The organism is Slackia sp. CM382, assembly GCF_000293015.1.
Classification (GTDB): Bacteria; Actinomycetota; Coriobacteriia; order Coriobacteriales; family Eggerthellaceae; genus Slackia; species Slackia exigua.
Window position 1 is genome coordinate 22,866 of the sequence record NZ_ALNO01000019.1, and the last position, 21,616, is coordinate 44,481.

The 21,616-nt window shown below is 53.2% G+C and carries 19 protein-coding genes and 1 tRNA gene; 10 read left to right on the plus strand and 10 right to left on the minus strand.

What is annotated here, in order from left to right; genetic code table 11:
• Positions 1 to 23 precede the first annotated feature (23 nt).
• The 9 genes from rlmN to rpmH all read right to left on the minus strand — a co-directional run bounded on the left by rlmN (position 24) and on the right by rpmH (position 6,667).
• Complete coding sequence (gene rlmN, locus HMPREF1155_RS07970) at positions 24 to 1,061, minus strand: 23S rRNA (adenine(2503)-C(2))-methyltransferase RlmN (RefSeq protein WP_009079270.1); 1,038 nt, start codon at positions 1,059 to 1,061, stop codon at positions 24 to 26.
• 122 nt (positions 1,062 to 1,183) lie between these two features.
• A complete protein-coding gene (locus HMPREF1155_RS09140; RefSeq protein WP_238319159.1) occupies positions 1,184 to 2,416 on the minus strand; it encodes a ParB/RepB/Spo0J family partition protein in 1,233 nt (410 codons plus the stop codon).
• Complete coding sequence (locus HMPREF1155_RS07980; protein WP_009079229.1) at positions 2,409 to 3,473, minus strand: ParA family protein; 1,065 nt, start codon at positions 3,471 to 3,473, stop codon at positions 2,409 to 2,411. Before HMPREF1155_RS07980 ends, HMPREF1155_RS09140 begins: the two co-directional genes overlap by 8 nt.
• 211 nt (positions 3,474 to 3,684) lie before the next feature.
• Positions 3,685 to 4,389, minus strand: coding sequence for a 16S rRNA (guanine(527)-N(7))-methyltransferase RsmG (gene rsmG / locus HMPREF1155_RS07985; protein ID WP_009079343.1), 705 nt, complete (start codon positions 4,387 to 4,389; stop codon positions 3,685 to 3,687).
• Positions 4,390 to 4,474: 85 nt separating this feature from the next.
• Positions 4,475 to 4,969 carry a protein jag gene (locus HMPREF1155_RS07990; protein WP_369791719.1) on the minus strand — a complete coding sequence of 165 codons (495 nt, stop codon included), beginning with the start codon at positions 4,967 to 4,969 and terminating at the stop codon, positions 4,475 to 4,477.
• A gap of 137 nt (positions 4,970 to 5,106) precedes the next feature.
• Positions 5,107 to 5,871 carry a YidC/Oxa1 family membrane protein insertase gene (locus HMPREF1155_RS07995; protein ID WP_006362461.1) on the minus strand — a complete coding sequence of 255 codons (765 nt, stop codon included), beginning with the start codon at positions 5,869 to 5,871 and terminating at the stop codon, positions 5,107 to 5,109.
• Positions 5,855 to 6,154: a membrane protein insertion efficiency factor YidD gene (yidD, locus tag HMPREF1155_RS08940; protein ID WP_369791718.1), complete on the minus strand. Its 300-nt coding sequence runs from the start codon at positions 6,152 to 6,154 to the stop codon at positions 5,855 to 5,857. Before yidD ends, HMPREF1155_RS07995 begins: the two co-directional genes overlap by 17 nt.
• 18 nt (positions 6,155 to 6,172) lie before the next feature.
• A complete protein-coding gene (gene rnpA / locus HMPREF1155_RS08000) occupies positions 6,173 to 6,517 on the minus strand; it encodes a ribonuclease P protein component (protein WP_081501551.1) in 345 nt (114 codons plus the stop codon).
• 15 nt (positions 6,518 to 6,532) lie between these two features.
• Positions 6,533 to 6,667: a 50S ribosomal protein L34 gene (gene rpmH / locus HMPREF1155_RS08945; RefSeq protein WP_006362464.1), complete on the minus strand. Its 135-nt coding sequence runs from the start codon at positions 6,665 to 6,667 to the stop codon at positions 6,533 to 6,535.
• A gap of 681 nt (positions 6,668 to 7,348) precedes the next feature.
• Here rpmH and HMPREF1155_RS08005 point away from each other — a divergent pair.
• The 7 genes from HMPREF1155_RS08005 (at position 7,349) to gyrA (ending at position 17,353) form a co-directional block, all read left to right on the plus strand.
• The gene (locus tag HMPREF1155_RS08005; RefSeq protein ID WP_115314282.1) at positions 7,349 to 8,131 is read left to right on the plus strand and encodes an ATP-binding protein; all 783 of its coding nucleotides are present in this window, start codon (positions 7,349 to 7,351) and stop codon (positions 8,129 to 8,131) included.
• 91 nt (positions 8,132 to 8,222) lie between these two features.
• Positions 8,223 to 9,782, plus strand: a complete 1,560-nt coding sequence (dnaA, locus tag HMPREF1155_RS08010; RefSeq protein ID WP_009079293.1) for a chromosomal replication initiator protein DnaA — start codon at positions 8,223 to 8,225, stop codon at positions 9,780 to 9,782.
• Between the two features lie 205 nt (positions 9,783 to 9,987).
• A complete protein-coding gene (gene dnaN, locus HMPREF1155_RS08015; RefSeq protein WP_009079238.1) occupies positions 9,988 to 11,082 on the plus strand; it encodes a DNA polymerase III subunit beta in 1,095 nt (364 codons plus the stop codon).
• A 7-nt stretch (positions 11,083 to 11,089) separates the two neighbouring features.
• A complete protein-coding gene (locus HMPREF1155_RS08020; RefSeq protein WP_009079281.1) occupies positions 11,090 to 12,229 on the plus strand; it encodes a DNA replication/repair protein RecF in 1,140 nt (379 codons plus the stop codon).
• 13 nt (positions 12,230 to 12,242) lie between these two features.
• Positions 12,243 to 12,770: a DciA family protein gene (locus HMPREF1155_RS08025; RefSeq protein WP_238319162.1), complete on the plus strand. Its 528-nt coding sequence runs from the start codon at positions 12,243 to 12,245 to the stop codon at positions 12,768 to 12,770.
• A gap of 146 nt (positions 12,771 to 12,916) precedes the next feature.
• On the plus strand, positions 12,917 to 14,881 hold the full coding sequence (gyrB, locus tag HMPREF1155_RS08030) for a DNA topoisomerase (ATP-hydrolyzing) subunit B (RefSeq protein ID WP_202898228.1): 1,965 nt from the start codon (positions 12,917 to 12,919) through the stop codon (positions 14,879 to 14,881).
• 15 nt (positions 14,882 to 14,896) lie between these two features.
• Complete coding sequence (gene gyrA / locus HMPREF1155_RS08035; protein WP_009079277.1) at positions 14,897 to 17,353, plus strand: DNA gyrase subunit A; 2,457 nt, start codon at positions 14,897 to 14,899, stop codon at positions 17,351 to 17,353.
• 142 nt (positions 17,354 to 17,495) lie between these two features.
• Here gyrA and HMPREF1155_RS08040 read toward each other — a convergent pair whose 3' ends face one another.
• On the minus strand, positions 17,496 to 18,146 hold the full coding sequence (locus tag HMPREF1155_RS08040; RefSeq protein WP_238319164.1) for a 5-formyltetrahydrofolate cyclo-ligase: 651 nt from the start codon (positions 18,144 to 18,146) through the stop codon (positions 17,496 to 17,498).
• A gap of 362 nt (positions 18,147 to 18,508) precedes the next feature.
• Here HMPREF1155_RS08040 and HMPREF1155_RS08045 point away from each other — a divergent pair.
• The 3 genes from HMPREF1155_RS08045 to HMPREF1155_RS08055 all read left to right on the plus strand — a co-directional run bounded on the left by HMPREF1155_RS08045 (position 18,509) and on the right by HMPREF1155_RS08055 (position 21,446).
• A tRNA-Arg gene (locus HMPREF1155_RS08045) sits at positions 18,509 to 18,585 on the plus strand.
• A 150-nt stretch (positions 18,586 to 18,735) separates the two neighbouring features.
• Positions 18,736 to 20,091: a magnesium transporter MgtE N-terminal domain-containing protein gene (locus HMPREF1155_RS08050; RefSeq protein ID WP_009079326.1), complete on the plus strand. Its 1,356-nt coding sequence runs from the start codon at positions 18,736 to 18,738 to the stop codon at positions 20,089 to 20,091.
• Positions 20,085 to 21,446: an Nramp family divalent metal transporter gene (locus HMPREF1155_RS08055; protein WP_006362477.1), complete on the plus strand. Its 1,362-nt coding sequence runs from the start codon at positions 20,085 to 20,087 to the stop codon at positions 21,444 to 21,446. The genes HMPREF1155_RS08050 and HMPREF1155_RS08055 overlap by 7 nt, the downstream gene beginning before the upstream one ends.
• The last annotated feature ends 170 nt before the right edge of the window (positions 21,447 to 21,616 follow it).

Genomic DNA, 21,616 nt, shown 5'->3' on the forward strand with positions numbered 1-21,616 from the left:
CCGCGGTCAACCGCGGGTTCTTGTTATATATCCGAACAGAGGCGCGCTCGTTCGTTTTTAAGCTGCCCGCAGGCGCCTGCTATATCCGACCCTCTCGAATCCCTGATAGTGGCTTCGATGCCGGCGGATTTCAGTCGCTTTACGAATTCGAGCGACACCTTTCTTCCCGAAGGCCTGAAAGGCGACTCCTCTATTTCATTCAATTCGATCAGATTGACGTTCGAATGAGTTCGGCGACATATGTCGATCAAGGCATCGATATGACGGCGATCATCGTTCATCCCCTGTATAAGCACATACTCGAACGTGACACGGCGATGCGTCTTTCGATCATATTCCTGAATGGCTTCGATAAGCGCATCGATCGGCTGATTCGCGACGCGCGGCATGATCATATCGCGCGTCTCCTGTATGGCCGAATGGAGGGACACCGCAAGCACGTACTGCTCCCCTATATCGGCGAACGCGCGAATCCCCTGCACGATGCCGCAAGTCGAAACGACGATATGCCGCGCCCCTATGCCTCGATATGCAGGATCGTTCAGGATTTCCAGAGCTGCGGAAAGATTCTCGAGATTCAGAAGCGGTTCGCCTTGTCCCATGCTGACGACGTTGCTTACCCTCGTTCCCATATCCTTTTCCGCAAGGATGATTTGATCGACCATCTCCCCAGGAACGAGGTTTCTTGTAAATCCTTCCTTACCCGTTGCACAGAACGAGCACTGCATGGCGCACCCCACCTGTGTAGAGAAGCACACGGTCAGCCTGTTGCCGTACGGCATGGCTACCATCTCGGTCGAGGCACCGTCATGAAATGCAACGATATATTTACGCGTCCCATCCCGGGAAATCTGCCTATCGACGATACGAGGCGTATAAAGCGGCAATTCCACGGCAAGCCGCTCTCTAAGGGAGCGGGAAAGGTTGGTCATCTCGTCGTAGGATGCCGCACCTTTTCCATACACCCATTGGGCGATCTGCCGTGCCCGAAAGGCCGGCAGATCCAATTCCTTGATCGCAGTTGCGGCTTCTGCGAGCGAAAGTTCCTTATAAGGACGCATCTTCTCTCACGCGCTCTTTCTTGAAAGAGACGCCGTGAGCTTCTCGCTCTGTCGAGGCCTTATATGATCGCCTTTGAAATCCATGGAATCATTCGATGCATCGAAGCAATTGGCCGGATATATTACTTTCCCACCCTCTCAAGAAGAGCCTTCAGGTCTTCTTCGTCCTTGAATTCGATCTCGATCTTATTCTTTCCACGAGAGCTCTTTACCTTAACCTTGGTTCCGAAGGCTGAGCTTAGGCTGCGAGCGGCCGTGCGGAAGAACGGAGGCGTGACGGGCTTCTGACGTATTCCGAGTCCCTTCTGCTTGCCTGCATAGAGACGTGCGATATTTTCAGTTTGGCGAACGGAGAGCTTCTCATCGATGATCTTCGTTATGAGCTTCTGCCTGTTCTCCTCTGTCGGAACGGACAGAATAGCGCGCGCGTGGCCTGCGGTGATTTTCTCTTCGTATAAAAGCTCTTGAGCGGATTCCGGAAGATCAAGAAGACGGAGCGCATTCGCGACCGTAGAGCGTCCCTTCGAGACGGCGGCGGCGACTTCCGACTGGGTTTTCCTACCCCGTTCCATCATCCTCTTATAGCCATAGGCTTCTTCAATGGGATTCAAATCGGATCTTTGAAGGTTCTCGATGAGTGCAAGCTCAAGAGCTCTGTCATCATCGGCTTCCACGATGCGGATAGGAACTGCGGCAAGGCCGGCCTTCTTAGACGCTTGCCAGCGACGTTCGCCGGCAATGATCTGGTAAGCGTCGCCTTGTTCACGCACGAGAATAGGCTGAAGAAGCCCATCTTTCTCGATGGAGCTCGAAAGCTCTTCCAGCTCTTCCGCTTTGAAATGGATGCGCGGCTGATTCGGATTGGGAACGACCTTGGCTACAGGGACTTCCATGAGTCCGCCTTGGAGGATCTTTTGCTCGTCTGCGAAAGTCGACTTGATGAGATGACGGGGAGTGACGACCGATTCATCAGCATCCCCCCTCTGTTCTTCGGTGAAGCCCGGTTCTTCGTGGCGGGCGGCGCGCTCTACAACACCTTTAAGGGTGACGCCATCGGTTTTCGCCGTCAGCGCTTCATCGGATTCGGAATCGAATGATTCTGCAACCCCAATCGATTCATCGCTCGTATGCTGAGCCTGACCGTCGTTCTTCCATGCGTCTTCGAAGCGAGGTTCGATGTTCGAAGAAGATGCGGATTCAGGCATAGATTCACATTCCGCGGCATCGTTCTGTTGATGCGAAGCCGCCTTATGCTCTGTCTCTTCGGCTTTCCTTGTTGGCGCAGAAGTCGGATCATAGACCCCTAAAAGGGAATTCAAACCCCGTCCAAGACCTCGCCTCGTGTTTTTAGCCACGCCTGATCACCTCTTCTGCAAGTGAAGAATACGCTTGGGCACCTTTGCCGGTCGGATCGTATTGAGTAATGGGCTGCCCGAAGCTGGGAGCTTCGGAAATTTTAACCGTGCGAGGAATCTCGGTCGTGAAGACGATTCGACCAAAATAGCCTCGAACTTCATCGGCAACCTGTTTCGACAGCGTCGTGCGTCTATCGATCATCGTAAGAAGCACGCCGAAGATATCAAGACTGGGATTCAGATATGTCTTTACCCTCTTCATGGATTCAAGAAGCTTCGTGACCCCTTCAAGCGCATAGAATTCGCATTGGATAGGAATGAGAAGCTTGTCGGCGGCGACTAATGCATTGACTGTGAGAAGTCCCAATGAAGGCGGGCAATCTATAAGAATGTAGTCGTATTTTCCGCGCATGGGCCACACGGCTTCCTTCAGCCTGTTTTCCCGTGCCATCTGGGATACGAGTTCGACTTCCGCGCCGGCGAGATTGATGGTCGCAGGCGCCACATCAACGCCTTCAACCACATCGGGGATAATGATGTCTGTGATAGGATCACCATTGATAATGACATCGTAAATGCATGCGTCGAGTTTTCCTTTCTCAATGCCAAGCCCGCTTGAAGTGTTGCCTTGGGGATCAAGATCAACGAGTAAAACCTGTTTGCCTTTTTCCCCAAGAGCGGCGGACAGATTGATTGCTGTTGTAGATTTGCCGACGCCACCTTTTTGGTTGATGATGGCAAGAACCTTTGTCGTTCCAATGACGTGATTTACCGGTTTCTTTTCGGCATACGTCTTCAAAGATGCTTCAATATATTCACCCGACTGGCTGGATTCAGCATCCTCGGATGTTTCACGTGAAACATCTCTCTCTATAACCTCGACATTCTCTATATCTTCAAGAGACATCGAGGAAGAGACGGTCTGGGACTCAATATCTTCTTCAGTTGAAGCTTCGCAAGAAGCTGTTTCCGACACAGCCTGTTCTTGACTGACTGAAGGCTTTTCTTCGGCTTCCTGTTTCTGGCTTTGCTTTCTAAATGAATCAAACAATCCCATAAGCCCCCTCCTTGTGCTGCATTTCATTTCCATCAGGAGATATTGCTCTGTTTGGATAAAGAATCGCTCTCGATTATAGAGGATGTTTCACGTGAAACATCCTCTTCGTCAAAATCAACTATCCCCTGCAAATTTCCTTGCAAGATCTTACAGAATTCAAAGAGGGCATATGGGGGTGCCAAAAGTTTCTGTATAGAAAGAATTTGGCAAATCACGCCAGAGGATTATGCTGGGCATGACCTATACGACGAGGAAGCTTCACGGAAGCGCTTCCTCTTCTCTCAAAAACGACGAGAGTTCGAGGATCACCATTGCTAAGTGCGAACTCCTTTGATTCGACAAGCCTCATTCCCACAAGCTTCTGGATAGCTTGAGCGGAAGAAACCTCGTCTTTTCCAAGGGAAGCTTTGTAACAGATAAGCCTTCCTCCCATGCATAGAAGAGGAGATGCGAGCTCGATAAGCGAAACGAGTTTCGTTACCGCGCGCGCCGTTATAACAGCAAATCCGTTTCGCTCTTCCCGTGCAAGATCTTCGATACGTCCTGCGTAATAGGCGATATCCGAATCCCATGCAAGATCCGAGACCATCGCTTTCACGGCGGCGATCTTCTTTGATACAGAGTCGACCAGGAGCGTCGGCCGTTCGGATGCAATAGCCAATGGGATGCCGGGGAAACCACCACCGGTTCCTAAATCGGCATATCTTCCTGGAAGAGCGTCCTCTACCAAAGGAAGGGCCGTGAGGCTATCTTCGAGATGGAGGATACGAGCTTCCTGTTCATGAACGATACGCGTAAGATTAAGCCTTTCATTCATCTTGATGACTGATGCAAGATAGTCTTCGACCATCTTTTCTTTTTCAGGGGTAATGACTATCCCATATGTAGAACGCATCGTATCTGCAAGAAGTCCCATATGCCTTTCCTTGACCAAAGATAAAAGGACGTTTCCAGGCAACATCGCTCGGAAGCGTCCTTTTCAACCGATGTACGAAACAGTTTTACGAACGAGGAAGCACTACGACGTGACGCGAACTTCCTTCTCCCTCGGATGCGGTTTCAACGCGATCGTCATCGCGCAGGGCAATATGGACGATACGACGTTCGTACGGCGTCATTGGGCGAAGCTTTATAGCCTTATGCTGTTGATCTGCGCGAGATGCAGCAGAACGCGCCAGGGATTCGATCTTTTGACGTTGACGATTCTTATATCCCTCGACGTCGACGACCACGGGATACCTGAACCCGAGGACACGTGTCGTAATGGCAGACACGATGAACTGCAACGCATCGAGCGTCTTCCCATGACGACCGATGAGAACCGCAAGATTATCTCCTGTGATATCGAGAATAAGCTCGCGTTCATCGCCTTCGTATTCATCGATCATGACTTCGCCGACATCGAAATACTTCAGAATGCCCTGAAGAGCATCGATTGCCGTATCAGCTATATGATCGAGTTCTTCCTCGGTCAGGTTCGCGATATCAACCTGCATGGAAGCCGGTTGATCATCTTTTTCCACGACGGCATCCGTCAATTCGACGTCCTCGGATCCATGTTCTTCAACCAGGTGTTCATCTGCCATGATGATTCCTCTCTTACGAAAATACTGCGAGGTTGCCTAGAGATTGTTTAACGCTTCTTTTTAGGACGTTGTTTTTTGACCTTGCGCTCGACATCGACTTCAACAGGCTTAAGCGGTTCTTCGGCTTCGCGCTCGGCATCGGCCTTGCGAAGATATCGATTGGTGAGCTGCTGCTGAGCGATACCGAAAATAGAAGAAACACCCCAGAACAGAAGAACGCCGGCCGGAGAGCCCCAAGAGATCCAAAGCATCATGACCGTCATGATGACACCCATGATAAGCATCTGATTACGCTGCTTACTGTCGTTTTTGATGTTCTGGAGAATCATCGGCATGAACGTCGCCAGCGCGAAAACCAGCATCAGAATCAAATAAGGAATGAATGCGCCGATGCCTTGGGAAAACATCGTGGAAGGTGCGGCCGTCAGATCGGGAACCAGACCGTAGAACGTGTATGACGTGTCTTCATATGATCCGATATTGCGCAATGTTTGAAACATAGCCATGAAGATAGGCATCTGAAGGAGCATGGGAAGGCATCCGGCAAGAGGATTGAATTTGGTCTCCGCATACATTTTCTGCATTTCTTCCTGCATGCGTGTCGGATCATCCGCGAATTTAGTCTGAATCTCATTCATCAGAGGCTGCATCTTCTGCATCTGATAGCTGGATTTAGACTGTTTATGCATGATGGGGGCTACGATGATTCGGAAAATCACCGTGATGATGATGATCGCTAGGCCCCAGTCTCCCACGATGTTGTAGAAGAATTGGACGCACGCGAAAATCAAATCCTTAAACGCGTCCCACATACCTTTCCTCCCTCATATCCTTTTCCGGAACCGGATCATACCCTCCTGCATGGAGAGGATGACATCGGCTTATTCGCTTAAGAGTAAGAAGAGACCCTTTCAAGAATCCGAACCTGCGAATGGCAGTGAGCCCGTATTCCGAACATGTAGGCGTGAATCGACAGCATGAGGGGAACAGGGGAGAGATGGCAGCCCTATAGAAGGTGATGAGAAAAAGAGCACCTTGAGCAGGAATGCCCTTGATATACCGGAGCAATGTCTGATACACGCCCAAGAGAATCACCTCATTCCACCCGGAGCATTATCGCGAAGCGGAATCGAAGAACTCATGCCCTTCCAATGCATGGAAGCATGCATCCACCACTTTGTCATACGGAGCGTTCAGAAGTAAAGGTTTCGCCATGAAAGCGACGTCGACACCATTCCAAGGCCCGCCGATATCATGTACGACCGCTCGGAGCCGGCGCTTCGCAGCATTGCGCACCACCGCTCCACCAATCTTCTTACCTGCGATAACAGCAACACGACCCGAATGGTCGTGTTGTGTACGGTTCAATACCAGCAGAGTGATGTATCGGGTATTGATCCTTTTTCCCTGAGAAAAGAAAAGGGACATCTCAGCGGCCGACTTAACCGTGGACTTCACTGAGCATCCCTCTCTTTAAACGGTCAGCTTCTTACGACCCTTCGCACGACGTGCAGAAAGAACCGCGCGGCCACCCTTGGTCGCCATACGAGCACGAAAACCATGCGTCTTCGCACGGTGACGCTTATTCGGCTGATAAGTGCGCTTCATTTCGTCTCCCTTTCTTATCAGGAATATATCGAACAGTGAGCGTAGCCGCATAATTATATACTAGGCATAAGGAATGTAAACCCTACCTGCATAAAAGGATCTCCTCCCTCCCTTTATTCCGATATCTTCGACAAGGCTGCTCCTATGCAGCTGTGGATAATGTGGATAAAGAAGAAAGACCAGATGCAACATTCTCGAAAGAGTGGATTTCTTTCCCCTCCATTTTCGATCTTCAATCCTCCAGTTTCTAGAACATATGTCTGTACTGATATATTTTTATTATTTGAACTGGTATTACTTAAACTATTGAAAAATGTTCTCCATTTATTTCCTATACAGCTTCGTGATATGGAAAAACTCTTCCAATTTCTTCCACTGATACGATAGACCTTTCTGAATCCCTTCCCGATACATATTTATCCACCAGGCATTCCATATTTCTCCCTATGGTATGTTCCAGGTTATACACAATTACGGAATAAAATGTGGATAACTTGGAAAATACCGTATCATGCGAGAATAGTTTTTCCACAAATGGTGGATTTATCGATGAAATCCACCATAGGAGCCTATAGAATGATTCCACAGTCGGAAAAAGCGGATTCCATGTCTCATCCGCACGGAAAGGGATGGAAATGAACCGCTGCAACGAGAGAAATTCCTTTGGCTATGGCATATGAGATGGAAAATACCTTTGAAGATGGTGTGACGAGCGATTACGCACAAGCCGTAACCACCGCCCGCATCGCGACGTACGATGATTTCCGCAGCGCGCCGCGCGTGACCGAGATCAGTCCATGCCGCACGAACGAATACATCGAAAATCTTGCGAGCACTATATATACCCAGGCTCAACAGGCAGGGGGAACCATTCCTTATACCGTCATCCGCGAAGTAAGCGAGAATTTCATCCACGCCCAATTCAAGGAAATCGTCGTTTCTATTTTCGATAGAGGGAACACGATCAGGTTTGCAGATCAAGGCCCAGGCATCGAAGAAAAGGAGAAAGCCCAGCTTCCCGGTTTTTCTTCTGCAACATCGCCCATGAAACGATATATTCGAGGCGTTGGAAGCGGATTGCCTTTGGTTAAAGAATACCTTTCGTTCTCCCATGGACGTATCAGCATCGAAGACAACATGCATTCGGGCGCCGTCGTGACCGTGAGCGTCGCCCCTGATCATGAACCTACGCATTCCGCTTCGTCCTACCCAACGCACCGAAATCCCGAAGCGACGCCGCCTATCCCTGCGATTCGGTTAGACGACCGCGAAGCGAGCATAGCCTTGCTCATTCATGAAAACGGGGCAATGAGGCTGACCGATATCTACAAGACGCTCGATATGCCTCAAAGCTCGACGTACCGGGTTCTTTCCAAAATGAAGGAAGCAGGCATCGTGGATAAGGACGGAAAGATGTTCACCCTTACCGACGAGGGAAAACGCTCTCTTGAGAGTATTTCCTGATCGAACCTGACTAGAATTCCCGAACATGCAAGGCGGGTATAATGAAGCGCACATCCGTGTGCGGCCGGCGCGATAACCTGAGGAATAGATGATGACCTCGACAGAACTATTCGAAACCTGGATAAACGTCCTCACGCTCATGAAGTCGTACGAAGACGTAAGCGGAATGCAGATGGATGCATTCTTCAGCCGCGTGCATCCCCAGGCGACGTCAGAAGGATTCCTCATCGCGACGGCAGAGACGAATTTCATCAAGGAACAGGTGGAAAAACGATATTCCAACGCCATGAAACGAGCCTTGAAGGAATTGACGGGGATGGATTACCTCATAGAAATAGAAGTCGATGAGAGTTTCATTGCTTCGGCAGCTCAGGTGCGCCTCCAATCTTCAGGGGATGCCATTCCTTCTCATACGGAGCAGACACCGCCTTCACCCGCATCGCAGCCTCATCCCTCCACAGCGGGTACCGATACCCAAATCAGCGAACCACCGCTCGATCGATCTCGATCGATCCCTTCGAATCACAAGGAGACAGCCGCCGAGGCCGCCGCCGATCCCTCTCCCATGAAAGGAAGCGGCTCCTATTCGGGAATCGTCTCCTCTTTGACGTTCGAAAACTACGTTATTGGAGATTCGAACCGTCTCGCCTATTCCATGGCTCTCGCCGTTGCGGAGCAACCAGGCGTGAAACCCATGTTGAATCCCCTGTTCATATATGGAAACTCCGGGCTTGGAAAAACCCATTTGCTGCGGGCGATACAGAACTACATCAATGCGACCTATCCGACGATGGACGCGGTCTACGTGGATTCCTCCGAATTCCTGAACGACTACACCGCCGCCGTCGCGTCGCACGACAAGGACAAGAAGAGCTATCAGGATTTTCAAAACCGCTATTGGAACGCCGATGTGCTCATCATCGACGACGTGCAGTTCTTCCAGGGTAAATCGGCCACGGTGGATATCGTCTTCCAGCTGCTCAACAAACTTATCGATCGTGGAAAGCAAGTGGTTCTGTCGGCTGACCGCGCTCCGAAGACCATCGATGTCGACGAACGCATGCAGAGCCGTTTCAATCAAGGCGGCACCTTCGATATCCAACCGCCTGAAGTGGAAACCAAACTCGGCATCATCAAGAGCTTCATCGCCGAGCACCGACGGGCAAGCGGCGAGGACACCGCAAGCATCCCTAAGGATGTGCAGATGTATATCGCGGAAAATTCCAGCTCGAACGTGCGTGAGCTCAAGAGCGCCGTCACGCGCGTCTTAAGCGAGATCATCTACAAAGGCAGGAAAGACTTTTCGGTCGAGGACGCGCAGGAACTCTTGGCAGACCATTTCTCATCAGGTGCGACGAAGAAGGCCGATGTTGCAACGATCCAGCACGTCGTAGAGCAGTACTACAAAGTGAGCCATGCGGATCTCGTCGGCGTCAAACGGTCGCGCAATATCGTCTATGCCCGCCAAATAGCGATTTACCTCAGTCGGAACATGCTCGATGTCCCTTTTGCATCGATCGGCAAGAAATTCGGCCAACGAGATCATTCGACCATCATGCATTCCGTCAAGGCTGTGGAAGACAAGATGCGCAAAGACAAGGAAATACGGGATGAGATAGAAATCATCACGAAGATGATCCGAGAGAATTGAGCGTGGGGAAAGACGGTGCATAACGTGTGACAAGATTGTTCAAAACGGAGGGACGCGTGGGGGATCGGTGGATGGACATGCGGCCGACCACATTGTAATCCACGTCGCTTTATAGGTAATGAGCTGGTAGTACGTATATTTCCTCAGTATCAACCGTCCTTATTACTACTACTATTCTTAAATAATATTCAAGGAGGAATCTGCCGTGAAATTCAGTATCAACAAGAACGAGTTCCTGAACGCTCTCGGCATCGCCGGCAAAGGCATCGCTTCAAGGTCGACGATCCCTGTCCTCTCAGGCGTATATATCAAAACGCTCGGAACATCCCTCGAACTTAAGGGAACCGACTCCGAGCGCGCGATCCGTTGCACCGTTTCCGCGCTTATCGACGAGGACGGCGAATGCGTCGTACCCGAACGTCTGCTCTACGACATCGTTAAAAGCTTTCCCGATGCTGCCATTACGATGGATGTAGACGAAACCCAGGCGCTCATTTCCTGCGATAAGACCTCGTTCACGCTCAAGGTTTTCGATCCTGCGGATTTTCCGGCCTTTCCCGATATCGACGTGAATACGAAAGCATCCATCTCGTTCAAAGCGTTTTCCCAAGCTGTGAAACGCGTCGCGAAAGTCGTATCGAAAGATCAAGGACGTCCCGCGCTGACAGGGGTCCTTATCACGACGATTCCCGACGGCATGCGACTCGTGGCAACCGACTCGTATCGTTTGGCCATGGACGACATCCCCTGCGAGAATCCGACCGAGGGATTCGAGGCCCTGGTTTCGGGTTCCTTCATGCAAGAAGTCGCATCCCTTCCCGAGAAGGAAGAATCAATCGAGATCTGCCTTAGTGCGAACCATGTGGTTTTCACCTACGGATCGATTGTTTTCATTAATCGCCGCATAGAGGCCCGTTTCCCGAATTACCAGCAGCTTCTTACGGACTCCTATACGACGCGTACTGAATTCGATACGGCCGGCATTCTTGCCGCCGTTCGTCGCGTCGGCCTTATGAGCAGCCTTTCCGCCCCGATCAAATTCGATATCGAATCATCTACCGCCACGGCCCTCCTCAGCACCGTATCTCAAGATATGGGAAGCGCCGAGGAATCCCTGTCATGCGGCGTCGAGGGAGAGAACATCGAAATTGCGCTCAATCACCAGTACGTCGTCGATGGATTATCCTCGATACCTACTGACAAGGTATTCTTGGAAACGAGGACATCCATGATGCCCGGCATCTTCCGCGCACAGGATCCCGAGCGGTTCCTGTACCTGCTTATGCCCGTACGTATATAGCACGCCGATGGATCTGCACATTCAATCGTTTTCGCTGAGAAACTTCCGCAACTATCGGTCGTTCGAGATGGACGACGTCGATCCCCTCACGATGTTCATCGGGCCGAATGCCACGGGAAAGAGCAATGTGCTCGAAGCCATTCAGCTCGTGACATCCGCAACGACGTTTCGCGGCGCGAAATCGAGGGAGATGATTCGATGGGGATGCGAGCGTGCGGACGTGAAAGCCCATATTGTCTCCGATACCCGCAATCTTGAGACATCGATGAGGTTGACGGAAGGCGGCCGCAGCATCGCGGTGAACGGGAAACGGAAGCATAGCCAGGATGTTCTAGGAATCCTTCCTTCGGTGATGTTTTCTCCTGAGGATATGCAGCTTGTCACGGGATCCCATGGATTCCGCAGGGATGCGTTGGATGCCTTGGGTTCTCAGCTCTCCCGTACCCATCGCGTGTTGAGGCGCGATTACCTGAAAATTGTAAAACATAAGAATTCCCTGATGAAAAACGGTATTGAAGGATCTCTTCTTGATTCTGTGAACGATATGCTCATAACGTCGGGCGCCCATCTCTACGCATATAGGGCAGCGCTGTTCGATAATCTCGCGGTGCGTCTCGCGCGGGCTTATAGCGAGATTTCATCATCGGGAGAGACCCTCGATATGAGATACGTGCCGTCGTGGGAGGATGTGGATCTTTATTCCGATCGCATGCGAGATGCAGCGCATTTCTTCGAAGTCGAGGAATGCTCGAATCGTATGCGCAGGTCGTTATTCAATCGACACGATGAGGAAAGCCGCCGAGGCCGTGCGCTCGTCGGTCCCCATGCGGATAAGCTGTTCTTCTATCTTGATGGGAGGAATGCGACGCTTTACGGTTCGCAGGGGCAGCGCCGATCGATCGCTTTGTCGTGGAAAATCGCGGAAATCGGCCTCATAGAGGACGTTCTCGGTCTCAAACCTATCCTCCTTCTCGATGATGTTGCCTCCGAGCTGGACGAATCACGACGTGAAGCGCTTATCGGTTTGCTTCATCACGATATACAGACGTTCATCACGACGACGGATATGGGAGCGTTCGAAAAATCAATCGCGAACGGCGCGCGCGTCGTCGATATGCACTCTATTCATGCCGATGGGAGGGATTGATATGCCGCGACGCATGAAATCGCTCGGCGAGGCGATGAGGACGACTCTCAAGAACATATCGGATGATTCGGGAGCCTTGCGCAAGGCCGCGCGTGCCGCTCAGGTTCGCGATATATGGAAACACCTGGTTGAACCCGCATTTCTCGAACATACGAATTCCGTGTTCATCCTCACCGAGCAAGGCGTGAAGAAACTCGTCGTGTATGTTGACGACAGCATCTTCGCCGCCGAGCTCAATGCGCGTCGGGAACTTATCAAGATGCAGCTTGCGGGCAGGTTCGGGGAAGAGGTCGACGAGTTCCAAATCAGAATCTCGAAAGGAAGGCATAAGAACGTCCATCCGTTCGTCGAGTATATTCCTTCCTTCGAACATGGGGATAAGAAGGCTTCAGGGCCTTTGCGGCGGCTTTCTTCCGAGGAGAAGGAAGCGATCGAAGCCGATGCCATGGCCATCGAGGACCCCCGTATTCGAAAAGCATTCGTGAGAGCCATGATTTCCGATTTAGAGTCGAATTTTGATGAAAGTAACCAAAAAAGGTAAACATAAGGGCTTAAAACGCCTTCGATTAGTTTTTAGAGGGGTTTTCCATAAAGTTATTAAAGGTATATTTATGGTAAAATTTAAGAGTTGGCAGCAAAGGCCGCGGAAGCGGCCTTTGCTCGTCTCTTATCGCACCGATTCAATGCATGAAAAGGAGCAGGTACGTGGCTGATAAGCAACCGAGCCATTATGACGGCAGAGATATCCAGGTTCTCGAAGGTTTGAAACCGGTTCGCAAACGTCCTGGCATGTATATCGGATCGACCGGCCCGCGCGGGCTTCATCATCTCGTCTACGAGGTCGTCGATAATTCGGTCGACGAGGCTCTTGCAGGGTTCTGCAACAAAATCGACGTGACCATCCATGAAGATAATTCCGTGACCGTTGTCGACGACGGGCGCGGCATTCCGGTGGATAAGCATCCGAAGGAAAAGATTCCGACTGTCGAAGTCGTTCTCACCAAACTTCATGCAGGAGGTAAATTCGGCGGGGAAGGGTACAAGGTTTCCGGCGGTTTGCACGGTGTCGGCGTTTCCTGCGTAAATGCGCTTTCAACGCGTATGGAAGTCGACGTATGCCGCGATGGATCGCGGTATCGCATCGTTTTCGAGCGGGGTGTCACGACCGAGAAGCTCAAGCGCATCGGAGATTCCAAGAAGACGGGCACGACCGTCACGTTCTGGCCTGATCCTGAAATCTTCACCGATACCACGGTATATGATTATTCGATCCTGCAGAACCGTTTCCGCGAGATGGCGTTTTTGAACCGCGGGCTCCATATCGAAATGCATGATGAGAGGGATCTCGACGAGGAAGGGAATCCCCATACCGATTCGTTCCAATACGCCGGCGGTATCGTCGATTTCGTAAAATACCTGAACAACGGTAAAGAGACGCTGAATAAACCTATTTATTTCGAGGCCGAGAACAAAGACGGCACGGTCGAGATCGCGATGCAGTGGACGACGAGCTACAGCGCAAACGGCGTCGAAGCGTTCGCCAACAACATCAACACCACTGAAGGCGGCACTCATCTTGAAGGTTTTAAGAATGCTCTGACCAGGACCATCAATGATTACGCCCGTGCCAAGGGCCTGCTCAAGGAGAAGGATAGCAATCTGACCGGAGATGACGCGCGCGAGGGACTTTCCGCCGTTATCAGCGTCAAACTCCACGAACCCCAGTTCGAAGGCCAGACGAAGACCAAACTCGGCAACACCGAGATCCGCGGGCTGGTGCAAGGAGCCGTGACCAAAGGGCTCGCCGAGTACCTCGAGGAGAATCCGACACCTGCGAAACGCATCGTGAACAAGGCTTCCCAGGCTCTGAAAGCGCGTGAAGCAGCGCGTAAGGCGCGCGAGATGACTCGCCGGAAAGGAGTGCTCGACAGTTTCAGCATGCCCGGCAAGCTTGCCGACTGTTCGAGCCGCGACCCATCCGCATGCGAGATCTTCATCGTCGAGGGTGATTCCGCAGGTGGGTCGGCGAAGCAAGCCCGCGACCGCAAATACCAGGCAATTCTGCCTTTGCGCGGCAAGATTCTGAACGTCGAGCGAGCCGGTCTCCACCGTGCGCTGTCGAGCGACACAATTTCAAGCCTCATCACTGCCATCGGCACCAATATCGGCGAAGACTACGACGGCGAGAAGGCCCGGTATCATCGCATCATCATCATGACCGACGCTGACGTCGATGGCGCCCATATTCGCTGCCTGTTGCTCACGTTCTTCTATCGGTATATGCCCGACCTCATCAACCGCGGTTATGTCTATATCGCCCAGCCGCCGTTGTATGGTCTGAAGAAGAAGAATTCCGCCTCGGGAAAGATCCTCAAATACATCTACAACGATGAGGCGAAAGACGAATTGGTCGCCAAGCTTGAGAATCCCGACAAATACGAGATGCAGCGATACAAAGGTCTTGGCGAAATGGATCCCCAGCAGCTTTGGGAGACCACGATGGAACCTGAGACCCGTACGCTTCTGCAAGTCGATATCGAAGATGCAGTCGCTGCCGAGCTTGCGGTAAGCGAGCTTATGGGAGAGCTTGTCGAGCCTCGTAAGGAATTCATCCAAAAACATGCCCGCGACGTGCGGTTCCTGGATATCTAACGAAGGAGTGCGAACGTGTCTGATAACGACATCCTGAACGAAGCGGATTCGGGCGGAACCGGCGTCCGTCTGGCCGAGCTCGGCAGCGAGATGCGCACGTCGTTCCTCGAATATTCGATGAGCGTCATCGTGTCCCGCGCGCTCCCCGACGTCCGCGACGGGCTGAAACCCGTGCATCGCCGCATTCTCTATGCAATGCATGACTCCGGCATTCTGCCTACGCGCCCGCATGCGAAGTCGGCCCGTACGGTCGGCGACGTCATCGGTAAGTACCATCCCCATGGCGATTCTGCGGTATATGACACCATGGTGCGACTCGCCCAGGACTTTTCCATGCGCGTTCCTCTGGTCGACGGGCATGGAAACTTCGGATCGATCGACGGCGACAGCGCCGCGGCCATGCGCTACACCGAAGCTCGCCTGGCCAAACCGGCGATGGAGCTTCTACGCGACCTCGACAAGGAAACGGTCGATTGGCAACCGAACTACGACGAGAGTCTGCAAGAACCTGTCGTGCTTCCTGCCCGTTTTCCGAATCTCCTGGTCAATGGGTCGAACGGCATTGCAGTCGGTATGGCTACGAATATTCCGCCCCATAACCTCGGCGAGGCGATCGATGCCACCTGCCTGATGCTCGACAATCCCGACGTGACGGTCGACGAGCTCATGCAGGTCATTCCTGGTCCTGATTTCCCGACGGGCGGCCTGATCATGGGACGCAAGGGCATCAAGGATGCGTATGAGACCGGTCGCGGCAGCTTGACGGTTCGTTCGCGCCATAAGATCATCGAGAGCAAGACAGGCAAGAAGAGCATCGTCATCACCGAGATCCCGTATCAGGTCAACCGCACGAACCTGATGAAGAAGATCGGAGAGCTCGTACGCGACAAGAAGCTTCCCGAGATTTCGAACGTCCATGACGGCGCCGACCGCAACAGCCCGGTCGACATCATCATCGATTTGAAGTCGAATGCTATTCCCCAGGTCGTGCTTAACAAGCTCTATAAGCATACCCAGCTTCAGGTCGGGTTCGGCGTCATCAATCTCGCCTTGGTCGACGGGGTGCCCCGCACGCTTTCTCTCCGTGAGATGCTTCGGCATTACATCCTGCATCAGGAAGATGTCATCGTACGCAGGACGCGTTTCGATCTTCGTAAGGCCGAAGAGCGTGCTCATATCTTAGAAGGCCTGCTCATTGCCCTTGATAACATCGATGAAGTTATCAAGATCATCCGCGGTTCCCAGACCGACCGCGAAGCATCCGAGCGTTTGCAGGAACGCTTCAACCTTTCCGAGGCGCAGACCGCGGCGATCCTCGAGATGCGTCTTCGCCGCCTGACCGGGCTGGAACGCCATAAGCTCGAAGACGAGCTGGCGGAACTCAAAGAGAAGATCGCGTATTACAAACGCATCCTTTCTGACGAAAGCCTCGTGCGCGAGGTGATCAAGGAAGAGTTGCTCGAGATCAAAGGGCGCTTCAATACGCCGCGCCGTACGACGCTCTGCGGCGAAGCCGAGGACATCGACGTCGAGGATCTGATCGCCGATGAAGAGGTTGCCGTGACGGTGACCAAGGCCGGCTACGTCAAGCGCATTCCTGTATCCGCCTATCGCCAGCAGAAGCGCGGCGGCAAGGGCATGCAGGGAGTGAATCTTAAAGAAAACGACTTCGTGGAGCATCTTTTCGTCGCATCGACCCATAGCTACATGTTGTTCTTCTCGACGGCCGGCAAGGTCTATCGCCTGAAGGTCTACGAAATTCCCGAGGCGAGCCGTCATGCACGCGGCACGGCCATCGTGAATCTGCTGCCGCTCGTCAAAGGCGAGTCCATCGCCGCGGTCATCGCGACGAAGGACTTCCCTGAAGACGAATACCTGATGTTCGGCACGGAACAGGGCATGGTGAAGAAGACATCCATGAACCTGTACGACCGCACGCGCCGAGACGGGTTGATCGCCATCAACCTTAAGGAAGATGATCAGCTGATCGCTGTTCGCCGCGTGAAATCAGGTGAAGACGTCATCATGGTTTCGAGCGCCGGAAAGGCGATTAAATGGAACGAGGGAGAGGTCCGCTCCATGGGACGCGACACCATGGGCGTGCGCGGCATGACGGTTCCGGCGAATACGAAGGTCCTCGGTCTTGAAATCGCCCGTCCCGACACCGATCTGTTTGTCATCACAGAGAACGGGTACGGCAAACGCACGCCCGTCTCCGAATACCCGTCCCACCATCGTGGCGGGCAGGGCGTCTTCACTATCGTGATGACGGCCAAGAAGGGTAACCTTTCCGCGATGAAGGTCGTCGCCGAAAGCGACGAGCTCATGATTATTTCCGAGAGCGGCATCATCATCCGTACGAAGGCGGCCGATGTCAGCGAACTCGGACGTGCCACGCAAGGCGTGCGCGTCATGAACGTCGCGAACAAGGACAAGGTGACTGCGGTCGCGATTTCCACCGAAGACGACTAGGATTCCGAACGCGCATTTCGACAATGGACGAACCAAGGCGCGCCGCATCGGATCGAACGAAAAGCGACCCCTCAGAATCGATTCTGAGGGGTCGTTTCACATATGATCGGCTAAAGAATTGATAAAACGAAAGCCAGGCCTTCTATGCTGTGTAGATGGATTTAAGGGGGATATCGGTAGATTCGCGGGGAATCCCGGGGAGATGCTGTTCCACAAATGCAACGCCGACGATCACGCAGGAGTCTTTCAAGCGGGGGAGGAAGCGGTCATAGTTGCCTCCTCCGTATCCGAGTCGGTTATGGGTTTCATCGTAGGCGACCATAGGGACGACGATCATATCGATCTCTTCGGGAGCCACGACCTTGAATGGCTGGACGCGCGAATCATCGAGCGCGAAGGACTTGATAGGAGACATGACGAAGGGCGCTTCCTCCGTGAGCCATGCGGCATGCGAAATGCTTCTCATGATCATTTCCGATCCCTGGCCTGTTTTCGTCATGCAGGGAAATGCGACGCGCACATGCGAAGCATAGGCATCCTTGATGAACGGGGTCAGGTCGACTTCTTTCGGAAACGCCGAATACACGGCGACGCAAAACGAAGCGGAAGACGTGAGATCGGGGCGATCGATGCTGCGGACGTATGCTCGATGCGATTCTTCCAGAAGCGATGAGAGCTTCTTGGCGATAGCCTGTGACTTGATGATGCGCATCTCATCGGGAATTGCTGCGCGAGCCGCAATGGCCTTGCTGCGCGCTTCCTGCTTCGAGTCCGCGCTATGCGCTGTGTTCATGCCGCGCCTTTCCATCGTTTGCTTCTGAAGGTCCATGGTATGTCGTTTTCCGCATCGAGGGTTTGTCGGAGCATAGTATTTCTCTTGCGTTAACACGACGAAGCTTCGGATATCTCCGTGCGTTCGGGGGTTTCGCTCCCTATTCGGGAGCCAGGCACGAACAACCGTCTATGGCTTCGCGACAATCCATCTCGCCTATCCCCCGGCACAGCGTCTTTTTCTATGAAATACCTGTTCAAATACTGTAAACAGGAGGATACCGATGATATATGAATGAGATATGGCGTCAGAGAATCCGCTCCTGTGATTTCTCGTTGACACGGTGTAGGGGTATTGCTAAGATAACTCCGCTGCATCGATGTGCGCCGTTACCTCAGCTGGATAGAGGGTCTGACTACGAATCAGAACGTCGAGGGTTCGAATCCCCCACGGCGCACCATTTTCTTGCAGAACCGAAGGCGCAGCGGCGCCTTTTTTTATGGATGCGTTCAAAGGATGACATTGAAGGTTCGAAAATCTAATTTTCACTCATGACCTTCACCTTCGCTTCATGCGTGGGCCTGGAAGGTCGTGCGCATGAAGGGGAGCCATGTTCTATTTATCCGCCATGCTCGGCATGCCCGTATACGATTCGACGGGTGAAAAACTAGGAATCGTATCCGATCTCGCCATTTCAACAGGCGAGGTGTTTCCTCGTATCACATCGCTTGCATTCAAAGGGCCTGGTCGAACGCCATTCATGATCAGCTGGCGCAAGTATGTCGAGGATTATGCCGACGACAAGGTGGTCTTGAATACCGAGGCGTTCAACATCCGGTTCAGCTATCTTCAGCCGCGAGAGATCCTTCTTGCTCGCGATCTGCTCGATAAGCAGATCGTCGATACGCAGGGCTTGAAAATCGTCCGCGTGAACGACCTGAAGATCTCGCCCAGCGGCTCTCAGCTGCGTTTGCTCGGTGCCGAGGTCGGCGTCCGCGGGATCTTGCGCGGCCTGCATCCTTTGCTGGAAAAGGCCGTCGTCGGTATCGGCGGGCTCTTTAATATAGATATAAAAGAGCAGATCATTGCCTGGAATTACATGGATCTGCTCGATCGTGACCTCTCTAAAGTCCAACTGTCCGTCACGCATAAACGCCTCGAGGAGCTTCATCCTGCCGACGTCGCGGATATTCTCGAGCAGCTCGATCCCCGCCAACGCGCCGAAGTCTTCCGCCATCTGGATGCCGAGCGGTCGGCCGAGGTCATCGCCGAACTTGAGGACGAGTTCCAGGCGGAGGCCCTCGAGGATCTCGATGTAGCCGAAGTATCCGGCCTGCTTGGACATATGGATCCTGACGACGCGGCGGATATCATCCGCGATCTTCCCTATGAAAAGGCCGAGCGCCTGCTTCGTCTTATGGGCGTCGACGACGCGGCGGAGATCCGCTCGCTTCTGGGGTACAAGGACGATACCGCCGGCGGCATGATGACGACGCGGTTCGTCTCGATGTTCGAAGACGATACGGTAGGGGATACCATCGAGGTCCTGCGCGGATTGGATGAAGACTTCCCGACGGTTCATTACGTGTACGTCCTGGAAGAGGACAGCGAGAAGCTGACAGGCATTCTGTCTCTGCGCACGCTCGTCCTCGCCCAGCCCTCGACCGTCCTCAGCGACATCATGTTCACCGACGTCATCACGGTAGATCCGAACGAAGATGAAGACGAAGTGGCGGCTGATATTTCGAAGTACGATATGGTCGCGCTTCCTGTCGTCGATGAAAGCGGACATATGCTCGGCCTCGTCACCGTTGACGATGCCATCGAAGTCATCGAAGACAGCTCTGAAGACGAGAAGGCGATAGACACCTTCGGCAAGGTGGTGCTTGCTGTTGCGGCAGGCGTCATCCTCCTGTTCTTGTACACGCTGCTCGTGCTGCACTTGGCGGGAGTCTCGTCATGGTAAAGAAGGACGCATCCTACGACGAAGTCGTTCAGGCTGCGACTTCAGGAGACGAGGATGCCCAACGGCTCATGACCGGCGTGTCAGAGGGCGACGAACGCAGCTCCGTCGCACGTTCCGCCTCTTCGACGAAGCCGTTCGTCCTGCTTCTGCTCAGCGCTATGGGGCCCGGCGTGGTTTCCGCCATGGCGGGCAACGATGCGGGCGGTATATCCACCTATTCGACCGCGGGCGCTGAATTCGGCTACGCGACGCTTTGGGTCATCCCCGTCATGTGCGTGCTGCTCTTGGTCGTGCAGATGACGGCGGCGCGTATGGGCGCCGTGACAGGCAAAGGATTCGCCGCTCTTATCAGAGAGCGTTTCGGCATTCGTTTGGCTGCCCTTGCGATGGCTGCGCTGCTTGTGGGCAACGTTGCGACGACTTTCAGCGAGTTCGCCGGCATCGCCTCGGGGGCCGAACTCTTCGGCATGCCTCGATGGGTGAGCGTCCCCTTTTCCGCCGGCATCGTTTGGATTCTCATCACGCGCGGAAGCTATAAGAGCGTGGAAAAGGTGTTCCTTGCGGTCTCTCTCGTCTTCATCACATATATCATCGCTGCGTTCCTTGCGGGGCCGAATTGGGGAGACGTTGCCCAGGCGACCGTTACGCCCGCGATTCCTGCAGACATGCGTTTCATCTCCCTCGTCATTGCGATGATCGGCACGACTATCGCGCCTTGGATGATGTTCTTCACTCAGAGCAACGTGGTCGATAAGGGGGTCACGGCTTCTCGGGACGATATGTTCGGGCAGAAGGTCGACGTCGCAACGGGCACGATCGTGGCCTGCATCGTCGCGTGGTTCATTATCGTGACGACAGGAGCGGTGCTCTTCCCCCAGGGCATAAGCGTCGATTCGGCAGAAGCCGCAGCAAGCGCCCTGGCTCCGTTCGCAGGCCACTACGCGAAGGTGCTCTTCGCCGCCGGTCTGACGGCGGCAAGCTTCCTTGCGGCCTGCGTACTGCCCCTGACAACATCGTATGTGCTGTGCGAAGCGTTCGGCTGGGAAGCGGGCGTCGACTTCACGTGGCGTGAAGCACCGGTGTTCAAAGGCATTCTTTCATTCGTCATATTCCTATCCGCCGGAATCGTGCTCATTCCTCATATGAACCTGATGGGCATCATGCTGACCGCGCAGTTCATCAACGGCGTCATACTCCCCGTCCTTTTGGTGTTCATGGCCCTCCTTGCCGCCGACAAGCGCCTTATGGGCACCCATGTAAGCGGCGTTGCGGGAAAGATCGCGGTGTGGGCGACGGTCGCGATCGTCACGATTCTGACGGTGGCGCTTTTGATTATGCAGGTTCTCGGGTTATAGGGCTCGCGCCATGTTGCAGTGCCTCGAAAGGCCGATGCTGGCCTCATCGTGCAGATCGATCGTCGCATCGATGATCGCGCGGATAGGTATGCTTCGATGGACATGTTTCACGTGAAACAGCTTCGGCAACTCAATCGCTATACCGGAGTTTTCGCTGCTCATAGAGTTCT